This is a genomic window from Mesorhizobium sp. WSM3866 (assembly GCF_002294795.1).
Lineage (GTDB): Bacteria > Pseudomonadota > Alphaproteobacteria > Rhizobiales > Rhizobiaceae > Mesorhizobium.
The window spans coordinates 38,124-57,938 of record NZ_NSGC01000023.1 but is presented as its reverse complement, the minus strand read 5'-3'; the positions used below and the strand labels follow the sequence as shown (position 1 = coordinate 57,938).

Sequence of the window (19,815 nt, the reverse complement as noted above, 5' to 3'; positions counted from 1 at the left end):
GGTCGCGCCGGTCTTCACCTCATTGGCCTGGAACTGGATGTAGGCGCTGGTGATGATCGCGCCTTGCGGGATATCGATACCGGTGAAGCGGAGACCGACCGTCTGGCGGGTGCTGCTGTCAAAACCCAACTCCAGATCGTTGATGTTGGTCGAAATCGAGCCGGAGCCTTTCTCCTCGAGGTCGTCCCCTGCGGTCGCGATCCTCGTTTCGAACACCGGGTCGGCCCCCAGGGCACTGGTGGCGGTCAATGCGCTCGCCGTTGCGGTGCCGGTCGTGGATGCGGCACCGGCACTGGTGTTTTCGTGGGTGGCATCTGGGAGGCCCGCACGATGCCATAAGCCCGAGGCATATCCTGTCGCGCTCTCAGGAAAGGTGCCGTCGAGATGAATACCAATTCTGGCTGCAGCTTCCGCAAGGCCGTTCAGGCCGGCATTGATCCCGCCTGTCGAAGTGCAGGCGGCAATAAGGGCATCGATCCTGGTCGCGGCTTGATCCGCGCCATCGCTATGAACGCTTTTGTCGATTCCGGTAGCAAGGCTGCCGGAGCCGGGGGTCGCTTCCTCAATCGCCGAAGCCCTTGGCGTGCTGTCAATATCGGCAGCCGGTGCGCCAGTTCCAGCGGTTGGGACCGGCCCGTCGCCGATCGTCTGAAGGCCTTTGAGGGAGGACCAGGAGCTGAACCAAGTCGCGTCGTTTCCCAGGCTCCCGCCAATGCCCAAGGTCCAAAGTAGTTCGGACATATCTTGTCTCCTTCGCCGCTCATGACAAAGCGCCCAGCCTCAGCCTGAATCGCAGCAGGAAACGGTCGCATTCGCGCGCGCTGGCGCTTCACGATGACCCGAACAGAATGGTGCGGAAGCTGATTTCTAGTATTATTTCGGGCAATTCTGCCACATCACAACGGCCGTCTTGTCAGACAAATGGCTTAAATTGCGACCTGTAGTCGTGGGTCCGTGCGAGGAGTTTCCGCCTTAGGCGCTAGTCTTGCAGAACTACCCCGTCGTGGGTGGGAATGGTGATCTCAAGGTTTGCGATCTTGAAGAAAAATCGGCAGCAAACCACGAGAACACTCAGGAACGGAATGCCGCTACCCATAGTCAAATTGGGTGTGCTTGCGGAGGCACGCGCGCCCAAGCGAGATGTCCGGTTCCGCCGCCCCCTTCCCTTCCAGCCATTCACAATGTTCGAGCCGCGGAAGACCGAAGGCTATTGACCTCGACGAACACGCAACGCGCCGCCGCACTGGAAGCCTTGCAAACTGCCCGCCGAGAGATTCGCGGACACTCCCTGGAGGTGCGCGATGTTGGGATGACTAGTGTCGGCTGAATGCGAGTTCACCAGGTATCTGGCACTCAGCGCTCCGTGGGATTGGCGTGAAGCATCTCACGCCTGCTGTAAAGGTCGGTACAGTGAATCCTTCCGAGTCGAAGGCCTTGTCATGTCGTTCATGAGCGTCGAGAACCTTATCGCCTCTCTCTGTGTGAGGCCATGAAAGACATAGCCGTCGAACTCGGCCACCGTGGCTCGCACGGCATTCCAAACAAGCCATTCTCCGCCGGGGTCGCACAGGGGCACGTACGGGCCTCCCCCGATTAGGATAACCGTTCCGATCCTAGCCTCCCGTTATGTGCTTGTGACGCCTCCTGGACCCAAGGATAGCATCCAGCCATGCGGCGACATCCCCCATTTGGGTCATATGTAAGAGTTCGGCCCATAATCAGCCGCAGTCCTTCGATCTCACGAAGCCGCCAGCCCCAGCGACTCGTGGCGCCACTATCGTGCCCAGCGCGGGCTGCCCGCTTGACGCCGGCAGCACTGTGGTCATCGAGAATGACCTTTCCACGAGCAGGAACGAAGGCGTCTTCGCCAATACAACGAACTTTACTCCCTTTGGGATTGAAGCCTTCGCAATGATTGGCTGTAGCGACTGCGAAACGGCGGCTCAAATCGGCGTCCGTCATGTGGACGGCCGTCTCATTGTTTCGGCAAAAGTCTCGTCAACAGGGACACCAGTTCAGCCTGGCGGTGTGTGCCCGTCTTCGCAAAAACGGCTTTCAACTCATTGCGTGCTGTCTGATACGAGATCCGACACCTGTCTGCGACAGTCTCGAGCGGCTCGCCGGTCGACATCATGGATGCCAGCCGCGCCTCGGCGCCCCGTCAGGTGAAAGGTAGCCTGAAGGTGGATCTCTGGTGGCTGGCGTTGCACGTCCGGATCCACAAGGATGATGATCACCTGACATGGAGCTAGTGAATTGTACGAAACGTGCGGCAAGCGGACCGGATAGGCTATCAACGGACCGCCTTGCGTTCTCGGGAGCGCCACTGGCGGCGCGGACGTGACGGAGGACTGGTCCCGCAAAAGCGTCTGCAGCGCCCGGTTCAACCTTTCGGTGGCGCCTTTGTCGGTCGAGGCCAGGCGGCGGCCTTTCACAATCAGGCCGCGGGCCTGCAATGACTCCGCCACGCCGTTCATTGCGAGCACGGTCCCGTCCTTACCAATCATTACGGCAGCCATGCCGCTCGCGCTAAAAGCATCCAGCGCCGCTTCCGCGCGCGCCAGGCCGAGCATCGTCGCAAGTGCAGCGACCGATCCGGCCCGATGGGAGAAAGCTACCAAATGTTGAAGCTCACGCGGGGAGAACGGTCCCTGTTCGACCGATCTCTGCAAGGATAGGGACCAGAAAGTGTCGCCGGCCGCAATCTTTATGAGGGCGCACCACCGCAGCCCGCACGGGGCAAGGAATTCTTGGAAATAGGGATGCCGGGCGACCTCGTCCGACGTCAGTAGGTCCTCGTCGGTTGCGACACCGCGGGCGCGCAGGAACGGTACCAGGCGGAAGCGCTCGTCGCGTTCAATCCAGCCGCCGCTGACATAGGCATCAAATGCCCGAGCAACCGAGCGTGTGCGAGGTAGGATCGGCAAATGGCCCTGTACATCAAACAGCAGTGCGCCGAAGCTTCCGGTGGCCTTCGCTGCCCGCTCCATTGCTTCATCCCAGCGGGTCGGATCAAGCGCCGCCTCGACCAAGCCGGCTTCAATGGCAGCAAAATCGAACACCGTGGACACAAAAACCTCGCGCAGACTGTTGTCTATAGAACGCGAAAAAAATCACGAATTACTGATTCGTGCCCAGAAGTAGTAGAGACTTACTCAGAATATGTACCAACTTTCAGTTGATACGTTTCCTCTTACAATCCAATAGTTGTCTTTTGGAAGTTACTAAAGGATTTTGAAGCTTGGACCTCTTTTATTTTTCTGTCCAGCTTTTACGCGCGATTGTTCGGGAGACGTTGTCCCTGCCGGTGGGCGACTTCCTGGAAGTTCACTACAGGGTCGAGTTTTTTCTGCCCTGATGACCCAAACGGGTCATGAGCCGTTCCGTCGGAGCGGATATCTTTCTTTATCAGTCGAATGGGTTTGAAGGGGTGACGGCCATAACGGCTGCGCTGACGATTTCCAGCCGACAACAAAGCCTTTGCTCAAACACTTGAACCTGGCGCGGTTCTGGCTCCGGGGGGCGGCGGATGTCGAAGCTCACAGCCAACTTGCTGCTCCTGTTCGCCGCCGCTCTCTGGGGGTTCGGGAATGTGGCACAAAAGACGGTGCTCAATCACCTCGATGCGCTAAGCGCCGTTGGCCTGCGCTGCCTGATCGGTGGGCTGCTTGTATTGCCACTTGTCCTGACCGAACGGCGGCTGCCTGCCGGCGCCGCTCATTTTTCCAGCCTGGCTCGGGTGGTCGCGCTGTTTGCCGTCTTGATCGTGCTGCAGCAGCTTTGCTATCTCGGCGCCACCGTCACCAATGCAAGCTTCCTGATCAGCACGGTAACGGTAATCACGCCGCTGGCGGCCTGGCTGCTCATCGGCGAACGTCCAACGGCGAGTCTCATGCTTGCCGCCGGAGCGACTGTCGTCGGCTGCCTTTTTCTTTCAGGTGGGATCGCCGGTCTGAGCAGCGGTGATCTCACCGCCCTCCTGTCGGCCGGCTGCTATGCGCTCTGGACAGTCGAGCTCGGGCGGCACATGCAAGCCCATGCACGTCCCTTCACGGCGGCGGCCGCGCAGTTCCTTGTCGCCGCTGCGCTCGCCCTTCCGCTAGGAGCGATGCAAGGTAATCTGTCAGTCACAGCGGCTGCCGAGGCTGGCCCCGAACTGGTGGTGCTCGGGGTGTTCTCCACCGCGGTCGCCTTCGGCATACAGATTGTCGCTCTGCGCTTCACTTCCGCCAGCCATGCCGCCGTGATCGTCAGCGCCGAAAGCGTCTTCGGCGCCATGGGCGCGGCGATCTTCCTCGGAGAACAGTGTTCAGCGGTGGGCGCGCTGGGTGCCGCCATCATCCTCGGTTCAATTCTGTCGGTCGCAATGGCGAGCCGAACGCCGGCGGCACGTCTGCCCTCGCGAACCGCTGTCGACGCGCCGATCCATGGCTTCCCCGGGGCACCGGGAGGCTGGGAGGTTCTAGTCGGTAACGCGCACCGCCGCGCCCAGCAACTGCACCGCTTCGAAAACGATCCGTCCGCGAGATGGAGGGCTACATGGCTCAATGCCTCCATGAGGAATTGAACTCCCGATCAAACGCCACCTTCGCTCGCGCGCGCGACAGTTTGCCTCGACTAGCTGCGGGGCCGGGGCAGCGGTCCAGCCCTTGGCTGAGACTAGCGCTCCTTTCAGCTGCGGCATTTTGCAGTCCGGCTGCACATGCCGCCGACGCCAATATCGCAGTAGCGAACGTCGACGTTGCGATCGTGTTCGCCGTCGATTTTTCGTCCTCGATCGCCCCCAGGGCCGCTGACATGCAGCGCGAAGGGCATGCTGCGGCGCTCACCTCGCCCGAGATCATCAGCGCTATCTCCGAGAATTACCTTGGCTGCATCGGCGTGACCTATTTCGAATGGTCAAGTGCCGGTCACTCGCGCACCGTGCTACCGTGGACTCGCATCTGCGGCTTGGAAGACGCCAAAGCGGCAGGGGCGGTGATCAGAAGGAAAGGCGACACCGGCTATATTCGGCGCGGCCGGGGCGGAACGTCAGTTTCGGCGGCCATCGACGTAGGAAGCCTGCTGCTAGATCGGTTTCCTGGAAATGCGATGAGGAAGGTGATCGACATCTCTTCTAATGGGGAGAACAACGACGGGCTGCCCGTTCAGCCGAGCAGGCTGAACGCCATTGCCAAGGGATACACGATCAACGCGCTAGCGATTCCACCAGACGACGAGGACCCCAAGCAAGCGCTGGCAACCTACTTCGCCCGTTCCGTGATCGGCGGCTCACGGGCTTTCGTCATATCCACCAACGGGCCTCGCGATTACACAGCTGCCCTTCGCCGCAAGCTGGTCATCGAGGTCAGCATGAATGGGCTTTCTCGCCTTTGATTACCTGAGCGGACTAAACCAGAGGGGCGCCTACAAAACGGGGATAGCCAGGAGACCGAAACACGGGAGGACGGAAATGACTTTCAATCATTGCCTTTTGGTCGTTGTTTTGACGGCGCTGTGCCTCGGATCTGCGCAGGCCCAGCCGGCGAAAGAAGCGATTGAAGCCGCCAATGCAGAGTTCGTGAAGGCCTACAACAGTAAGGATGCGGCCGGGGTGGCGGCGAAGTACGCGGATGATGCGGCTGCACTCCCCCCCGACATGGCGCGGGTCGACGGCCGCCAGAATATCCAGAAATTATGGCAGGGCGTGATCGACATGGGCATATCCGATCTCGCGCTCACCACGCTCGAGGTTCAGGAAAGCGGAGATTTTGCATATGAGTCGGGGACTTTCTCCCTCAAGGCACCAGGCAAGGATTCGAAGCTGGCGGACGCCGCCGGGAAGTATGTAGTGGTCTGGAAGAAGGGACAGGACGGCAGCTGGAAGCTCTACCGGGACATATGGAACTTCGATCCCGGAAAATGAAGGATAACTGGTGCCCAGCAGGTCCCTTGCAGGAGCAGCTCATGGCGAAACTCACCGTTGATCAATACTTGATGGCGGCAGCTGCGCGACTTGCCCATCTGACCCAGACCTATGCGATTGTTTTTTCCGCCAATATCGCGACCATGTTTGCGATACTGGCGTACGCACCATTGGCGGGACCAGCCGCCAGGTTTGCGCTCGCGACGATCGTGGTCGCAGTTACAGTTTATGGGGTCTTGGCAGCCAAGGCCGCCATGGATGACTTGAAGGCGATGCTGGACGATGCAGTCGACGACTTCTCGGGCAGCAGCTTTGGCGCTCACCTCAAGCAGATACCCACGGCGCTGTTCATCGCAGCAAGTGTCATCTTCGTTCTTGCGATAGGGGTGACGCAGCTATGGGCGATCATTTCTGCCTGACCGGGGACTGATACCGGCTGTATGGCCTGCGGGATTGAGCTTTGACAGCGAGCCAGGCGAGCCTCAGCTTGATCATCGCTGGCGAATTCGACCATGAAAGGTTCGCAAAGATATATTGCCTTGCTGTTGTGGCTCGCCGCCGGCGGCGAGGCGAAGGCTCACGGCTGGTACACAGGCAAGACAGACCCTGTCCTTCATTACAATTGCTGCGGCGACCACGATTGCCACACCCTCGGCGCCGGCGACGTCAGATCGGCTCGGGACGGCGGCTATTTCGTGAGGCAACCTCAACCCTTCTATCAAAACGATCCGCCAACGGGAGAGTGGTATATTCCCAAAGATCGCGTGCAGACAGCGCCGGACGATCGCTACCACATCTGCGAGCCTTTGGTTCCGACCTCTCGTGTCGGCAAGTTCAAGCGGAAATGGACCTGTTTCTTCGCGCCGATGAGCACAAGTTCAATCACGCGCAGCGAAAAGCCTCACTGAGGGATGGACAGAAGTAATACAGACGGGACGGTAGGGTCCAGTCTGTTCGGACATCTGTCGCTCTTTGATATCAGGGCCTATTTCACGATGCTTGCAGCTTATGGCTATTCACGGCCCAGGCAAGCGCCTCTTCCAGCCTGTCGTCACCCCAAAACATTTCCTCATGCACGACGAACGCAGGAGAGCCGAAAATGCCATATTTGCGGGCGGCATCGGTTTCAGCCTTCAGACGATCATGCGCACCAGGCCCGTCGGCCTTTGCAATCACGCTGTCGACATCTTGACCGAGGGGAGGCAGCACATGCTCCAGATGGCCGCGATTGCCCAGTGCCATCCCTTCCAGGTACCAGGCCTTGAAGCTTGCGACTGTATAGGACTCACACCAGCCCTCTTCGGCGGCCACCATGGCGACGCGGTTGGCCAGAAGGTCCGGATCGGTCGGCCAGATCGGTGCCCGAACGTAAGGCAAGCCGTGCATTGCCGCACGCCGCTCCACATCGCGCCACATGTACTTTACCTTGGCCGCCTGGATGCGAAGGGCGATGTTGTTTTCTGCCATTACGGTACGGACATTGAACGGGCGCCATCGAACAGCAACGCACGCTTGTTTCGCCATGTCAGCAATGCGCATCACTGAAAGATATGAATACCCACTGCCGAAGAAATAGAAGAAGTCGAGTTGCTTCATTGCCTTCGCCTCCCCCGAGCAGCGGTTCGCAGACACCTCGCTAGCTGGCCAGAATAGCAGAGCAGGGATCACCCTTCCACCGCACCGATTAACCGACTGCGAGGCCCGGACAAACCGTCAACGAGGGCTTGTGGCATTAATGCCCTCCCACTGGGCGCAAGACTTGTTCGGCTGGGTCAGGCTATGATTGCGAGGAAAGATCCCCACGGACCAGTGCTTCCGCAAGGCGTGACAGCTCACATCGCATCGGCGGGCGCGAAGAAGCAATTCTCGTCTTCTTCAGTTGGATGCAGGCAGATGTGAAAATTGTCATCACCGGATGGAATCACCACGTCATAAGGAACGAAATAACGGTCCTGATAAGTGACTTTCTGGTGATCGCCCGGCCGTAAGATTATGACATAACCATCTGGCCGCGGTGTCACCGCCGTGGCAGGTATCTTGGCACACTCGCCGGTGACTTGGTCGCCGTGACAGCACGCTGGCGGATAAGTCCAGGTTCGATCGGCGCTGTGCGCCAATGCAGGACCACTCTCCAACGCCACAGCAGTGGCCATCAGGCCTGCCAGCCCTGCGCGATGTCGCGTGCTGACAAAGTACATATGGTCGCTCCGCTAGCGGTGACCGAAATTGTCGTCATCCCCAAGAACCATTCACGCTCTCCCTGGGTGGCGCGGGTGTTCGCGAAGGCCACGATTTCCGCGTTTTTAGATTTAGCATATACTAATATAATAAAGCAATGTAAAGGATCGGTTTGAACTGCGCCAAGAACTACCGTCAAATCGTACGGACGCTCTAAATAGAAGCAGGCGAAACATCGGGACAGATTTTTATGCAGAGGTGCTAATATTTATGCCTTCTGAGGCGGAGGTGATACGGCGAGCGGTATGGATGCGGTGAGAGCGCTCCACCACGATTGGTGTCGTTGCCATGCGGAGATTTGCGTGTAGTCGCCCTGAAGCATAGGCGGGGCAGTCATCCATTCCAGCGAGTGGCGTCTGCTCGAAGACGGCTGACCGCCCTGCAAATCCATTTTTTAGATCGCCACGGGGGTGGTATAGAAAACGAGGCTCAGCATATGCACTCGCTTTGGCATCTGTTGGCCGGTCGTCGCCTTCGCGTTGCGCGACTAGCGGACGGTCCGCATTCGGCCCTTCTAGGCATTTGGCTGCCACGTCGCTATTGTGCTTGGATGGACCATTGCTCTGAATCACAATTTCGGCCCGCCTGTTGTCAGACCGTGCTTTGCCGCAAACTCGTCTGGGTCGTAGGTTTCCGTCCAGCGCGTCCGCTTCAAATCTTGCATTTTATCTCCTGGTTACGACCGTTCATAAGGTTTCAGATGAACGTCGGAGGCCTCAACTCGGTTGACGCCAGAGCCGTCTTTCTGTCGGCGGCTTATAGGGGCGTCACTACGCTCTTGGTCTCTTTTCGTTCTGCACTCTCGAATGGCGGGCAACTTACATAGCCAGGGCTATGGCCTCGGCTAGAACCCTGCCGCCCTCACGCGCCTGGAGGCCGAGAACGGCCCGGCAGCCATCTGCTTCGGGGGGAAGTGGTGACGCGCCGCCGGGCCGAGGTGGTCCGGGACTGGGGTAGCCAAAAACCCCGGACGGCGTTAACCATAGCGTCACGGCGGGCGATCGCAATTGTTGTTTTTGGGTCAGCCGTCGAAAGCGTGCACAATCGCGAAACGGATGCCAATATAGCGACGCCGGTGAAGAACCTGCCGGCGGCATCTAGGGCAATGAGGCACACCTTGCCCCAAATGTCTGTACGGGGTTCTGTGAGGGCAGTTTAGGCCTTCGCACAAACTGGCGTTTCTACCATCGGCTTGATACTGTGGTATGTAGATGCCGCAATTCCATTGGAGGGACCACGGATATTCCGCTCTACCGTTCAGGCCACGCCAGCGCAGCTGGCGTTCGGATCGTCCGGCGCAAATGACGATCGTCAGGGAGGAATGCCATGCGCGCAATCGCACTTTTCATCGCCTCGTCGGCCACGATCTTCCTTGCAAGCCCCTCGCGGGCGCAGGATGCCGCCGCGGGCGAGAAGGTCTTCACCAAGTGCAAGGTCTGCCATATTGCCGACCAAGACCAGAACAAGGTTGGCCCCTCTCTGAACGGCGTCATCGGGCGCACCGCGGGCACGCATCCCGGTTTCACTTATTCCATGGCCATGACCGAGGCCGGAAAATCCGGCATCAAATGGGATGAGCCCACCCTGACGAAGTATCTTCATGACCCCAGGAGCATGATCAAAGGGACGAAGATGGCGTTTCCCGGCCTCAAGAACGATCAGGACGTAACCAACGTCATCGCTTACCTGAAACAGTTTTCCAAGTAAGGCCAGTCGCTTTCACGCTTATCGCCGCGCGGGAATGGTTTGCGCCCCCGCCTGTGAGGGAAAAATGGCGAAATCACACTTGACGGCGTTGGACGCCGAAACCCTGAAGAAGGCCTTCCAAAACGAAGTTCGGTATAACAAGACTCCCGAAGCCGAGCGGCGAGAGCTGGCCGCGAAAATAATCCGGGCGTATACCGGCTCTAAGACCGTCGATCCCAAATTGGTCGATTGGATGTGCCCACAGAGATGACCTAGAGCGCTCTAAGCTCTGAACAGGGAACATCGCCACACGCGAGCGGTTATAGATTGGGCGGCACGGCTTTGTCCTCCGTTTCTGCCTGCCGTCTGAAAGGCCACGACGGAGCCCGCTCGGCCCTCACGAGCGGGCTCTAGGCTGATGCCCACGCTGACTGACCTTGGGCGAGCGGGCTCTTGCCGTTCTGGTCCCGTTTCGCTGTCTATACCTCGCCTGGTGATTGCCGGGCGGATCCCCAATTGTGTTTTGACTATTTGGCTTGTCGGGCGCGTAAAATATCAAGTTCGCCCAACCGGGCGGACCAACTCAGGGAGGATGTTATGAAGATGAATCGACGTAATGCTCTCGCCCTTGCTGCCACCTCGTTGGCTGCCCCGCTATTGGCCGCAGAGTTCACTCCAGTAGCGGCCAAGACCTATGGCGCGACTGAGGGCAAGGAGATTTTTCCTGGCGTTCGGCTAGTCGAGCGGGGGACACGAGACTCCCATATCAAGGGGTATAACAAGATCGTCATGGAAGACGTGATTTATCAGCCGAAAGGATCTAGCCCGTTGGGGGATGTGATGGCCGACGACATGGTCTGCACGGTCACTTAAGGCGAACTGGAAGTTACGGCCGGCGATATGAAGTTCACGGCCAAGGAAGGCGACGTTTGGAGCTGCGGCAAGGGCAGTACGAAAGAGGCTGCTACGAACAATGGAACAGTGGTCGCGGTGATGCGCGTCATTAACCTGAAGGTCGCATAAGTGCACACGACGGGCGGGACTAGCGCCATCGCCATCTATCGGAATGCATCGCGCCATATAACGGATGGTGGCCCGGTAGCCTTTGGGTGTGGCTTTGGGGGCCGGCCACCGGGCCTTAGCCGGCAGGGGTAAGTGCCGCGAGGCCGTATATGCGCGTCTGCTAATAAATCGAATTCAGCCAAAAGGCGCTGATTGACCCGTGATGCGCGGCAGCGTGGGCGCTTGCTTACGCCCCATCACGAGGACGCCAATATTCGGCAGAATCCTTTAACCCGCCGCTGGGTGTGGCCCCACACCCGCGCGGCGGGCTAAGGTGTGACCGGCGCCTTTTCTCGTGGGGAGAATTGCCTGAGTCCTGGCGCCGGCCTGGCGAACCGGCGGTCCGCCGCACATGCAAGATAGCTAATTTCTACCACAAAAGGACATGGCGTGATCGCGTACCTCCATCGATCAGGAATATAATCCTCGCTGGTGCGGCGACCTCATTTTCGGAGATCTGCAGGCTTCCGCTGAAAGCCCAACCCCTTCGCCAAGTCCGATCGCCGCTGCGCATAGTTCGGCGCCACCATCGGATACTCTGCCGGCAGGTTCCATTTCGCGCGATACTGCTTTGGTGTAAGACCGTGATCGGTCCTCAGGTGCCGCTTGAGCGACTTGAACTCCTTGCCATCCTCCAGGCAGATGATGTGATCGGGGAAGACCGAGCGCTCCGGGTCGACGGCAGGCTCCTGCTTTGGCAGCAGGGCTGCGCCAGTGAGCGAGTAATACACCGACGCGATCAAATCTGCCAAGTCGGTTACCGAGACGAGATTATTGCTAACATAAGCGGAGACGATGTCGGCGGTGAGGTCCACTAGTGACATGCGAAATCTCTTTTGTCTGACAAACCATCTCTATTTGAGCGCATCTGCCAATAAAATGAAATCCCGCCAAAAGGCCGAGCCGCCCTTGGATCGCCAGCATGACGGCTGGACTCTTCAAGAGCTTATCGACGCGGGCATGTCCGTCACGGGCGGCTGCCTAGACTGCCATCGTCATCAGAGCCTCGATCTGCCGGCGCTCCGCGATCGCTTCGGCCCTGACGCTCCCGCCATGGAGTGGATCTGCGGCCGAAGATGAAGTGCGCCATCCCGCGCCCGCCACAGGCATGGATGCCAAGCTCACGGCCGTCGGGCTGAGCCCGCGCTTCAGCGCGCCGATGACGGAAGTGGTGATGCCGGAGGAGTGCCAGTCCATGCCCATCACAGCGCCGAAGGACTGGAACGAAAAGGGATGCGCGAGGCGCCGCAAAAGCTCGTCGCGGCCATAATGATGGATGATGGCTTCGCGCAGCACCGCGCCGAGCTTCGTCATGCGATCGCCCAGCTATTGCAGAACCCGCCCGCCATGCAGCGGCAGGTCGGCGCTGCCGCTTCGCTCGTCACTTTTGCTTCCCTTATGAATGCCGGGCATTTAGCGGGAATTTGCAAGGCGGCGCAGCCGCAGCCAATGTTTGGCCGTGTCAGTAACGGCAAACCCGCACGCGTTCCAGCACCCGGCGATGATGATGCCAGTGCCGCACCCACTTTACGTGGCAATGGCGGTAATGGCGGTGCCGGTAGTGGTAGCGATGCGGATAGCGGGCCACGTAGCCGGGATAGTAATCGCGGTAATAGCTAGGGCCGTAATAGCGGCCGCCATAGTCGTAAAACGGACCGCCGCCGTAGAAAGGACCACCGTTGAATGGGCCACCGTAGAACGGGCTGAAGCCGCCGAATGGACCGAAACCGAGACCGAAGAACCCCTGCGCATCCGCAGGCGCGACCGTGGCTGCCGCGCTGGCAACGGCGATCACTGAAGCGAGTAGCAGTTTTTTCATGGCAACCTCCTCCTGAAGGCTGATCATCGGGTCAACGCGCCGTAGGAAGCCATGTTCCCGGTCGCTATTCCCGGTGGCAAGAGGAGATTGCCGCGAAGCGGCGACACGGGGGCCTGTATGGAGCCCGCTCGCGACGCGCGCGCCTTGGATGCTGAGGCGGACGCGCTACGGCAACATCTCCCCTCGCCGAGGGGAGATGAGCCGGTCAGGGGCGCTGGTCGGTCAGCGCCTGCAGATGCGGATCTTTTCGATGACGCGGTGGCCGTGGCGCCAGTGCTTCACGATCTTGACCCGGCAATGATCGCGATAATACTCGTTATGATAGCGCACCACATAACGCTCGCGATAGGGAGTGTAGTAGTCGTCATCGTAGACGTGTCGGTGATAGCGGTGAGGGTAATACCCGCCATAGTAGTCACCATAGTAAGGGCCGTAGCTGGGGCCGACGCCGATGCCGAGCTGAACGCTACCGGCACTCGCCGGCGCGATCGCAAAGGCCGAGGCGATGGCGATCATCGAAACAAGCAGAAGCTTTTTCATCGCTGCCTCCTTGAGGTCGATGGTTGCCCCTTCGAGGCACAAACGGTTTCGGGACGGGTGGTGTTCCGAGAAAGTTGGGCGGCGATCCTGGGCCCGGCGAGGAGCGAAGCGGCGCCGAAGCTGACGATCTTCGCCCTTGCGGGGAAGGTCACGCTTTTCTTCGCCCCGCTGTTTTCGATCTTCGGAGTCGCCATATCGCCACCTGCTGTCGCCGTGCAGCGCGTGCGCGCTCGGCGTCGTCGTCTATTGCCACGTCCAGCCAATCCCAACCGCAGGAGCCTGCCATGACCAAGCCCACTATCCTGAAATTCGGCCCCGTCGAGCATGGCGATGGCGGCGATCTGCCGGGCTGGATCGCGGTCGAGGGGTCGCCGACCATGCAGACGGCCGTCCAGCACACCAGCGAGGACGGCAAGGTTAGTGCGGCGGCAGGCGTGTCACGCTGACAGACACCGGCCCCGAAAGACCTTCACCGCAAAGTAGGTTTGTAGGGCGTGCGTTTCGTCTGCCGCCGACTGTCCTCAACGTCGCCTACCTGCTCGATATCAAGCCCGAGCCTCGCGCGCTCGCTGTGGGCGAAGCTTTTTGCATTTGCCTCAGATTCGAAGCCCCTGATGCTAATCACACCGTCTTCGATGATGCGCACATAACTTCTATTTGCAATTTCTTCGACCTCAACCGACCACTTCCACGGTTGATAGCTCATCAATGCCTCCCCCGGATTTTCCCACTACTTGTATCCCACATGACACCGCTCAAATTGGACACTGAGGTCATCTACGCCGACGACGACTTGAGTTCGAACACCGTCGGCGCGGACTTCCACGCTTTCAATCCCGTAGCCGAATTCAAGTAAGCCAGCTCGCTCTCGATTTGGAACTGCAATCCCTCGTTGTTTGCTGATGCCAGAGTTGACACCAAAGGCGCTATAAAAGCCAATGCTGCTTTGAACAACATCCCCAGATCCCTCCGGATCAACTGGTGAGACCTTATCACCTCTTAGCCGGTGCTGCAAAGCACCTTGCACAGGGAATACTTCCCCCAGGAAGGGGCGCTTGACGATTTCAGCAAATCCGCCGCTTCAAATGGCTTTTATTGCGAACCAAAGGATTGCAAGGCCGCATCCGACCGCGCAGAGCAGTACTTCAAAGCGGTAGAGTTTGTCGCGCGGTACAAGCGGCGGGAGAAAGACGAGGACGAGGAGCGTCAGGCCTATTATCCACTCTGACCGGGAAAGTAACACAGTCAAAGCTTCCTCAGCCTCACGCCAGTGCCCCCATCGGTCATTTCCCCTTCCTCAAGGAAAACCACGCCGGCATCGCCCAGCGCTTTCTTAGCACCTCTATGGTGGCATTCCGGGCGTCGAAACGCCAGTCTCGAAATTCTGGAGCGTTGCAACGCCAACCTTCGCGGCGTCAGCCAACTGTTGCTGCGTCTAAGACACGAGGCGCGTGCCGCTCGGCACTGTTGCCCCGCTAACACCGTCCCAGGTAATTTGCCCAGAACGATGGAAAATGCAGCGACAGGTTGTTAACGCCTGCGGCACGCTACCCCCTGCGGCAATCACAACGGCGCCGAATTCCTAGGTGCTGACGGCCACCAAGCGCGATTTGTGATGGTGGCGGTTCGCTAGCAGGCAACCCCGCGTTTGTGGCGTTCAACCGGCTTGCTGGATACAATGACGCCACACACCTGAACTCTCCAAGTTAGGGTTCTTTTTCGCCCGGCTGCCTCGGTGGCCGGGCTTTTTAGCAATCGCGGATGTGTGATGTGCGTTCGAACCGGATTCCGGGTGGGAGTGCGCATCACACCTGAACCTCTCCAGGTTCGGCTTTGGCCCGGTGGCCTCGGCTTCCGGGCTATTCTTTATGCGGAACAATATACCTGACAGCGCTGCCGCCGTGCGCGACCGTGACTTGATAGCCGGCCGGCAGGGCGCCCGTGGTAATTGGATCGACTTCCTGTCAACGGCCGATCATTCCGCTGAGCGCGAGGCCGTCGGCTTCATGGCTGGCCTGATCCCGTGCCGTTGACTCTTTTCGTCATGACCTTCGCGATGTCGAGGGGAGTTCCGGTAGCGGGTCTTCTCTTTGCCGTTACGATGATGACCGGGGTTGCAGTGACCCTGTCCACGGTCGCAGTGTTGTCGATCCTGTTCCGCGAACGGCTTGTGCACATCTTTGAGAGCCGGCCGCGCCTGTTCGCTGCTGTCTCACGCATCGAAGGCGCTGCGGGGATCGTGCTCGCCAGCGTCGCCGTCTGGCAGATCGCAGCAGCTTGAGGGATGGGTTGACCGCAGTCGCAGAGGGTCGTGCGCAGCTTTAGCTCTCTTCAGGTGGCTTGGTGTGGCGGAAAGCCCAAAGCAAGGCCAAGTCGTAGAGGATCTTGAGGGCACCGCAGATCACCAGAGGCCAGGCTCCGAACCCCGCGGCAAATAGCGCGCCGGCGATCGCCGGGCTCGCAGCGGCCGCGAGGCTGCGTGGTACAGAGGTGACGCTCGCCGCCGCGGGCCGCTCCGGTGGCGTAACGACTGCCATCACATACGAGGAGCGAGTCGGCACGTCCATCTGGGACAGTGCTGCGCGTACAAGAAGAAATGCCAGAGAGGCATAGAGATTGGGCACCAAGGCGGCCAGGATCAGGCAAATGCTTGACGGGATGTGCGTGAACACCATCGTGTTCACAAGCCCGATGCGCCTCGACAGCCATGCAGCGACCGGAAATGAAACCGCAGACAAAACACCCGACCAGAAAAAGAACACCCCGGCGGTCGATAGCGAAAGCCCGAACCTGCTGAACAGCCACAAAGCTATGAGCGATTGCACGGCAAAACCGCCGGCGAAGGCATCGATGCTGAACAGCGCCGCCAGCTTGTAGACAATAGCGCGCGACGGCCCAAGTGCCGCGGCGGGCCGGTCCTGTGGAGACGTTTTCGGACCAGCAGGAATGCGCGCGTACACCAGGCCGCCCGCCACGCCAAGAACGGCATAGAGGAAAAACATTGCCTTGAGAGCGGCGAGCCGTGAGATCCCAATCGTCACCAAGAAATCGGGACTGGTTGCAGCAAGGGCGCCAAACGCAGCCGCCAGCGCACCTAACAGGCTATAGCGTGCGAATGCCTTCGTGCGGTCCGTATCCGCGACAAGCCGAGACAAGACGGCGTGCTCGAGCGGAACGAAGATGCTGACGCTCCCGGACGAAGGATTGATCGTGCCCAGGAAAGCCACGAGCAGAACAGCTGCATAGGTGCTTGACTGCGTGTAGGCCACCCCGGTTGCGATCATCAGCCCGGACGCAGCCAAAAGCAGAGTGCGCCGGTCCGCCCGTACGGCCAGGAATCCAATGCCGAGCGTCAGCAGCGCCGAACCAAGGAGTGCGGCGGTGGCGACAACGCCGATCCCGAGCGGTCCAAGCCCGATTGAAGCCAGGTATACCGGCAAGAGCACTGCGGCAAAGCCATCGCCAAAGTCTCGACAGGCCCGCGCCGCGTATATGTCCGCAGCGCGGCCGCCTTTCCTAAGGTGCTTGACCTCGCCAGGGCCAACGCAGTTGCCTTCGGAATTTCGAAGGGACTCTGTCAAAGATCAGCTACCCGTCATGAGGTGTACTTGATCGAGGGCCAGGTTTAGTCCTTTGGCCAACTTCCCGACAGTCGTCATTCGCCCAGAAATCAATGGAGAACAGCCCGGGTTCGTCGTCGGGCTGGTTGTGCATGGACGTGACCTCTATTCCGCTTTCCCGCAACGCTTTTAGCACTGAGTTCAGGTCGGAAGCGATCAAGAGCAAGTCGCAAATCTGAGCCACGGCGAAAATGAACCATTCGGCTGCTTTGCGCCCCGTGTCGGCCGTTGAGGTCAGCTGTGAGTATCTCGAAAGCGGACGTCATCGACGACAACGCAAAGGACGTCGCACAAGGCACTACGTCGCGGCTTCCTGCTCCATCTCCTTCATGTCCTGAAAGCGGTCCGCGATCCGCGGGTGGAGCCGGCCGCCATCCGCCGCGCCGATGGCAACGACGATCTCGTCGGCGGCCGGGCCATCGGCAATCTGGAAATTGGCGGTGATGAAATGCGAGCGGCGACCGTGCTCGCTCTTGTGCATCATCGGCAGCGACAGCAGCGCTCCCGGCGCGTTGCGCGTGTTGCAGAATTCGAGATAGGTCGTGCCGCCGACGGCCTCGCGGAACACATTGCCGAAGCGCAGTGTGTGGATCATGGCCGAGGCGTGCTCGATCTCGCCGGAGACCCCGACGGCCGCGGCCTTGCCGTAGCTCTCGATGCGCTCCGCGGGCATGAGCTCGAGCAGGCGGCGTGTCAGCTCATGGCCCAGCCGGGGTGTGATGGCCACGATCTCCGGTCGCAGATTCTCGACAAACCCTCGCCCGGCCCAGGGATTGCGCAAGACGCCGGCGACGACGATCGACGTGACCGGCCTGGCGCCCGCCTTGCCGCCTTCGATGTGCACTTCCTCGATGAAGGTGCAGACTTTTCGCAATTCCATCATTTCGAGTCCCGTTGGTGGAAGCCTAGCCTAGTAAGCCCCAGGGGACAGGTATTCCTCCGGTTCGTAGGAAGAATCGGCGTGCGCCACGCTTGGAAGCTGTGTAGCGTTGGTATATCCGCGAGGGCTTAAATTGACCTTTCGCGAGGCGGAAGACCGGGCGTGGACCACGAGTCGCAAATTCTCTCTTTGCGGGACGCCGCCAGCCTCATCAATTCGGGTGGCGATCTCCAGTCGGTGCTGCGCGACCTCGTGCTGGCAGCTTGCCGCCATGCCAAATGGACGCTTGGCTCGATCATGAGCATTGATGCGCCGCATGGCCACGCCTATGTCATCGTGCGCCATGACCCGACGCTCATTCAGCGCACTTTGCCTGACCGTTGGGAACTGGCCACCAGTCCTTCCATCGTCGCGCTCAACCGCAACGAGCCTGTCTACATCAGGGACGCGCGGATGTCCGAGGAGTTTCCGGGCTACCGCCGCGAGGCGTTCGAGCGCGACTACCGCAGCGTGCTCGTCATGCCGATGAACTGCGTCGATGAGGACGGCCGGCCGATGGTGCTGACGGTCGTCTCGCGCGAGATCACCGAAGTGAGCGCTGAGGATATCGCTTTCATCGGCATGATCGTGCATCTGGGCGAGATCGCGGTGGAGAAGCAGCACCGCCTGCGCCAGGAAAAGCAGGCCGGCGAGCGCCTGCAGCGCGCCCTGGCTGCACACACCTCCCTTCTGCAGCAGGCCCTGTCGGAAGGATCGGTGGCCGCGCTCGCCGACAAGGTCGGCGAGCTGCTGCCCAATCCGGTTGTGGTAATCGATTTCCATGCCAACCTGGTCGTGGCCGGCCGCTCGCCGAGCGAAGCGCATTTCGACGCCGCGTCCTGGCAGCAGGCGGTCGGCGGCGTGCTCAACCGACAGATATTCAAGGTCGCGCGCGGCGCCTCGGAAGCGCGCCAGAACGAGACGCTGTTCGTCGATGACGGCAAGCACCGGCTCAAGCTTTCGGTGCGCCTCGAGCCGCTGACCATCGACGACGAAGTGGTTGGGGCGCTGATGATTTTTCCGACGCCGCAGCAGTCGGGCCAGCTCGACCAGATGCTGCTCGACAGCGCCAAATTCGCGCTGAGCGTGCAGATGATGCGCAGCTTCGTGCGCTTCCGCTTCGAGACCAGATCGCTGACCGAACTTTTCCTGGAGGTCGTTGAGCGCCGCTGGCGCGACGAGGCCGATATCGTCAATCGCGCCCGTCGATTGGGGGTCAATCTGACAACGCCGCAAAGATTGATCGTCGTCGACTATGCCGATGAGGCCAAGGATGGCAGCGGCGGTCTTGCCGATCCCCACCACGCATTGGTCCGGCTGCTGGAACAGGCAGGCCTGGGGGGCACTGTCATCGCCGTCGAGGGCGGCCTGGTCTGTCTCGTTGAGGAGGATACCGGGCGGGATACGCGTCTGGGGAAGCTGCCGAACAAAATCGCCGGGGAGCTTGGCCGCTATTTCGAGCGTGAGCCGGCGGTCTTGGCTTCCGAGGTTTGTTCTGCGCTAGCCGACTATCCGACCGCGTGGGAGCGCTGCCGCCGCATGATCCGTATCGGTCGGTCCTTCGGGCGCACCGGCGTTTTTGCCGGCCAGGATTTTGGTCCGCTGCCGATGCTGGTCGCCGCAGCCGACGTGCCCGACGTGCGCAACTTCGTCGACAAAAGCGTCGGCGCGCTGATCGCGCATGATCGCGAGCACGGCACGCCCTATCTGGACACGCTGTTTGCCTATCTGCGCGACGGCTGTCGCAGCCAGGCTTGTGCCGACGCCCTCGGGCTGCACGTCACCACCTTGCGCTACCGCCTGTCGCGCATGAAGGAATTGTTCGGCATCAAGCTGGACACACCCGAACAGCGCTTTGCGGTCGAGCTAGCGATCCGCCTCAGCGGCATTATCGACAGCCGCGTGCCGGCCGTCCGCTAGAACCGTTCCACCCCTGCCGCCATATCAGGCCCCGTGCAGGCACGGGCACGCCGCGCTTCCGCTTGCTCGGGTCGGCAGCAGCGCGTCGTGAACTCTTTCCTATAGA

General features: G+C 60.1%; 22 protein-coding genes and 2 pseudogenes. 11 read left to right on the top strand and 13 right to left on the bottom strand.

Annotated elements, in window-relative coordinates; translation table 11 throughout:
- The 3 genes and pseudogenes from CK222_RS29605 to CK222_RS29600 all read right to left on the bottom strand — a co-directional run.
- Window positions 1-741: pseudogene (locus CK222_RS29605) on the bottom strand (hypothetical protein); the annotation flags it as partial.
- A 1,234-nt stretch (window positions 742-1,975) separates the two neighbouring features.
- Window positions 1,976-2,131 (bottom strand): hypothetical protein, encoded by a 156-nt coding sequence (locus CK222_RS33210; RefSeq protein ID WP_245433356.1) that lies wholly within the window; start codon window positions 2,129-2,131, stop codon window positions 1,976-1,978.
- Entirely contained in the window at window positions 2,061-3,071 is a 1,011-nt protein-coding gene (locus tag CK222_RS29600) for a helix-turn-helix transcriptional regulator (RefSeq protein ID WP_245433355.1), read from the bottom strand. Before CK222_RS29600 ends, CK222_RS33210 begins: the two co-directional genes overlap by 71 nt.
- A 458-nt stretch (window positions 3,072-3,529) precedes the next feature.
- Between CK222_RS29600 and CK222_RS29595 the strand changes: the two genes are divergently transcribed.
- From CK222_RS29595 to CK222_RS29575, 5 genes are all read left to right on the top strand, one after another.
- Window positions 3,530-4,567, top strand: coding sequence for a DMT family transporter (locus CK222_RS29595; RefSeq protein ID WP_095802748.1), 1,038 nt, complete (start codon window positions 3,530-3,532; stop codon window positions 4,565-4,567).
- Window positions 4,540-5,376 carry a DUF1194 domain-containing protein gene (locus tag CK222_RS29590; protein ID WP_095802757.1) on the top strand — a complete coding sequence of 279 codons (837 nt, stop codon included), beginning with the start codon at window positions 4,540-4,542 and terminating at the stop codon, window positions 5,374-5,376. Before CK222_RS29595 ends, CK222_RS29590 begins: the two co-directional genes overlap by 28 nt.
- A gap of 76 nt (window positions 5,377-5,452) precedes the next feature.
- A complete protein-coding gene (locus CK222_RS29585) occupies window positions 5,453-5,905 on the top strand; it encodes a DUF4440 domain-containing protein (protein ID WP_176477783.1) in 453 nt (150 codons plus the stop codon).
- 41 nt (window positions 5,906-5,946) lie between these two features.
- The gene (locus CK222_RS29580) at window positions 5,947-6,324 is read left to right on the top strand and encodes a hypothetical protein (protein ID WP_095802756.1); all 378 of its coding nucleotides are present in this window, start codon (window positions 5,947-5,949) and stop codon (window positions 6,322-6,324) included.
- 93 nt (window positions 6,325-6,417) lie between these two features.
- Window positions 6,418-6,813, top strand: coding sequence for a hypothetical protein (locus CK222_RS29575; protein ID WP_095802746.1), 396 nt, complete (start codon window positions 6,418-6,420; stop codon window positions 6,811-6,813).
- An 82-nt stretch (window positions 6,814-6,895) separates the two neighbouring features.
- Here the strand turns inward: CK222_RS29575 and CK222_RS29570 are convergent, their stop codons facing one another.
- Both CK222_RS29570 and CK222_RS29565 read right to left on the bottom strand, forming a co-directional pair.
- A complete protein-coding gene (locus tag CK222_RS29570; protein ID WP_095802745.1) occupies window positions 6,896-7,501 on the bottom strand; it encodes a 2-hydroxychromene-2-carboxylate isomerase in 606 nt (201 codons plus the stop codon).
- Between the two features lie 236 nt (window positions 7,502-7,737).
- Entirely contained in the window at window positions 7,738-8,103 is a 366-nt protein-coding gene (locus tag CK222_RS29565; RefSeq protein WP_245433352.1) for a hypothetical protein, read from the bottom strand.
- Window positions 8,104-9,469: 1,366 nt separating this feature from the next.
- Here CK222_RS29565 and CK222_RS29560 point away from each other — a divergent pair.
- Window positions 9,470-9,850, top strand: coding sequence for a cytochrome c family protein (locus CK222_RS29560; RefSeq protein ID WP_095802744.1), 381 nt, complete (start codon window positions 9,470-9,472; stop codon window positions 9,848-9,850).
- Between the two features lie 576 nt (window positions 9,851-10,426).
- Complete coding sequence (locus CK222_RS29550) at window positions 10,427-10,702, top strand: hypothetical protein (protein WP_095802742.1); 276 nt, start codon at window positions 10,427-10,429, stop codon at window positions 10,700-10,702.
- A gap of 632 nt (window positions 10,703-11,334) precedes the next feature.
- Here CK222_RS29550 and CK222_RS29545 read toward each other — a convergent pair.
- From CK222_RS29545 to CK222_RS29530, 4 genes and pseudogenes are all read right to left on the bottom strand, one after another.
- Window positions 11,335-11,715, bottom strand: a complete 381-nt coding sequence (locus tag CK222_RS29545; RefSeq protein ID WP_095802741.1) for a MucR family transcriptional regulator — start codon at window positions 11,713-11,715, stop codon at window positions 11,335-11,337.
- Window positions 11,716-11,981: 266 nt separating this feature from the next.
- Window positions 11,982-12,217 (bottom strand): annotated as a pseudogene (locus CK222_RS29540) (DUF763 domain-containing protein); the annotation flags it as partial.
- Between the two features lie 136 nt (window positions 12,218-12,353).
- Window positions 12,354-12,710 carry a hypothetical protein gene (locus CK222_RS29535; protein ID WP_095802754.1) on the bottom strand — a complete coding sequence of 119 codons (357 nt, stop codon included), beginning with the start codon at window positions 12,708-12,710 and terminating at the stop codon, window positions 12,354-12,356.
- A 222-nt stretch (window positions 12,711-12,932) separates the two neighbouring features.
- Window positions 12,933-13,250, bottom strand: coding sequence for a hypothetical protein (locus CK222_RS29530; protein WP_095802753.1), 318 nt, complete (start codon window positions 13,248-13,250; stop codon window positions 12,933-12,935).
- A 284-nt stretch (window positions 13,251-13,534) separates the two neighbouring features.
- On the opposite strand from CK222_RS29530, the gene CK222_RS32585 reads away from it, so the two are divergent.
- Window positions 13,535-13,696, top strand: coding sequence for a hypothetical protein (locus CK222_RS32585; protein WP_176477774.1), 162 nt, complete (start codon window positions 13,535-13,537; stop codon window positions 13,694-13,696).
- A 23-nt stretch (window positions 13,697-13,719) separates the two neighbouring features.
- Here CK222_RS32585 and CK222_RS32030 read toward each other — a convergent pair whose 3' ends face one another.
- Window positions 13,720-13,956: a hypothetical protein gene (locus CK222_RS32030; RefSeq protein WP_141247154.1), complete on the bottom strand. Its 237-nt coding sequence runs from the start codon at window positions 13,954-13,956 to the stop codon at window positions 13,720-13,722.
- A 315-nt stretch (window positions 13,957-14,271) separates the two neighbouring features.
- On the opposite strand from CK222_RS32030, the gene CK222_RS29520 reads away from it, so the two are divergent.
- Complete coding sequence (locus tag CK222_RS29520; protein ID WP_141247153.1) at window positions 14,272-14,478, top strand: hypothetical protein; 207 nt, start codon at window positions 14,272-14,274, stop codon at window positions 14,476-14,478.
- 795 nt (window positions 14,479-15,273) lie between these two features.
- Window positions 15,274-15,531 (top strand): hypothetical protein, encoded by a 258-nt coding sequence (locus tag CK222_RS29515; RefSeq protein ID WP_176477782.1) that lies wholly within the window; start codon window positions 15,274-15,276, stop codon window positions 15,529-15,531.
- A gap of 40 nt (window positions 15,532-15,571) precedes the next feature.
- On the opposite strand, the gene CK222_RS29510 is transcribed toward CK222_RS29515, so the two are convergent.
- The 3 genes from CK222_RS29510 to CK222_RS29500 form a co-directional block, all read right to left on the bottom strand.
- Window positions 15,572-16,744, bottom strand: a complete 1,173-nt coding sequence (locus CK222_RS29510) for an MFS transporter (RefSeq protein ID WP_095802752.1) — start codon at window positions 16,742-16,744, stop codon at window positions 15,572-15,574.
- Window positions 16,745-16,838: 94 nt separating this feature from the next.
- Window positions 16,839-17,006 carry a DUF1259 domain-containing protein gene (locus CK222_RS33205; RefSeq protein ID WP_245433359.1) on the bottom strand — a complete coding sequence of 56 codons (168 nt, stop codon included), beginning with the start codon at window positions 17,004-17,006 and terminating at the stop codon, window positions 16,839-16,841.
- A 162-nt stretch (window positions 17,007-17,168) separates the two neighbouring features.
- Entirely contained in the window at window positions 17,169-17,750 is a 582-nt protein-coding gene (locus CK222_RS29500) for an amino acid synthesis family protein (protein ID WP_095802751.1), read from the bottom strand.
- Between the two features lie 162 nt (window positions 17,751-17,912).
- Here CK222_RS29500 and CK222_RS29495 point away from each other — a divergent pair, with 162 nt between their 5' ends.
- Window positions 17,913-19,709: a helix-turn-helix domain-containing protein gene (locus tag CK222_RS29495; RefSeq protein WP_095802738.1), complete on the top strand. Its 1,797-nt coding sequence runs from the start codon at window positions 17,913-17,915 to the stop codon at window positions 19,707-19,709.
- Window positions 19,710-19,815: the final 106 nt, after the last annotated feature.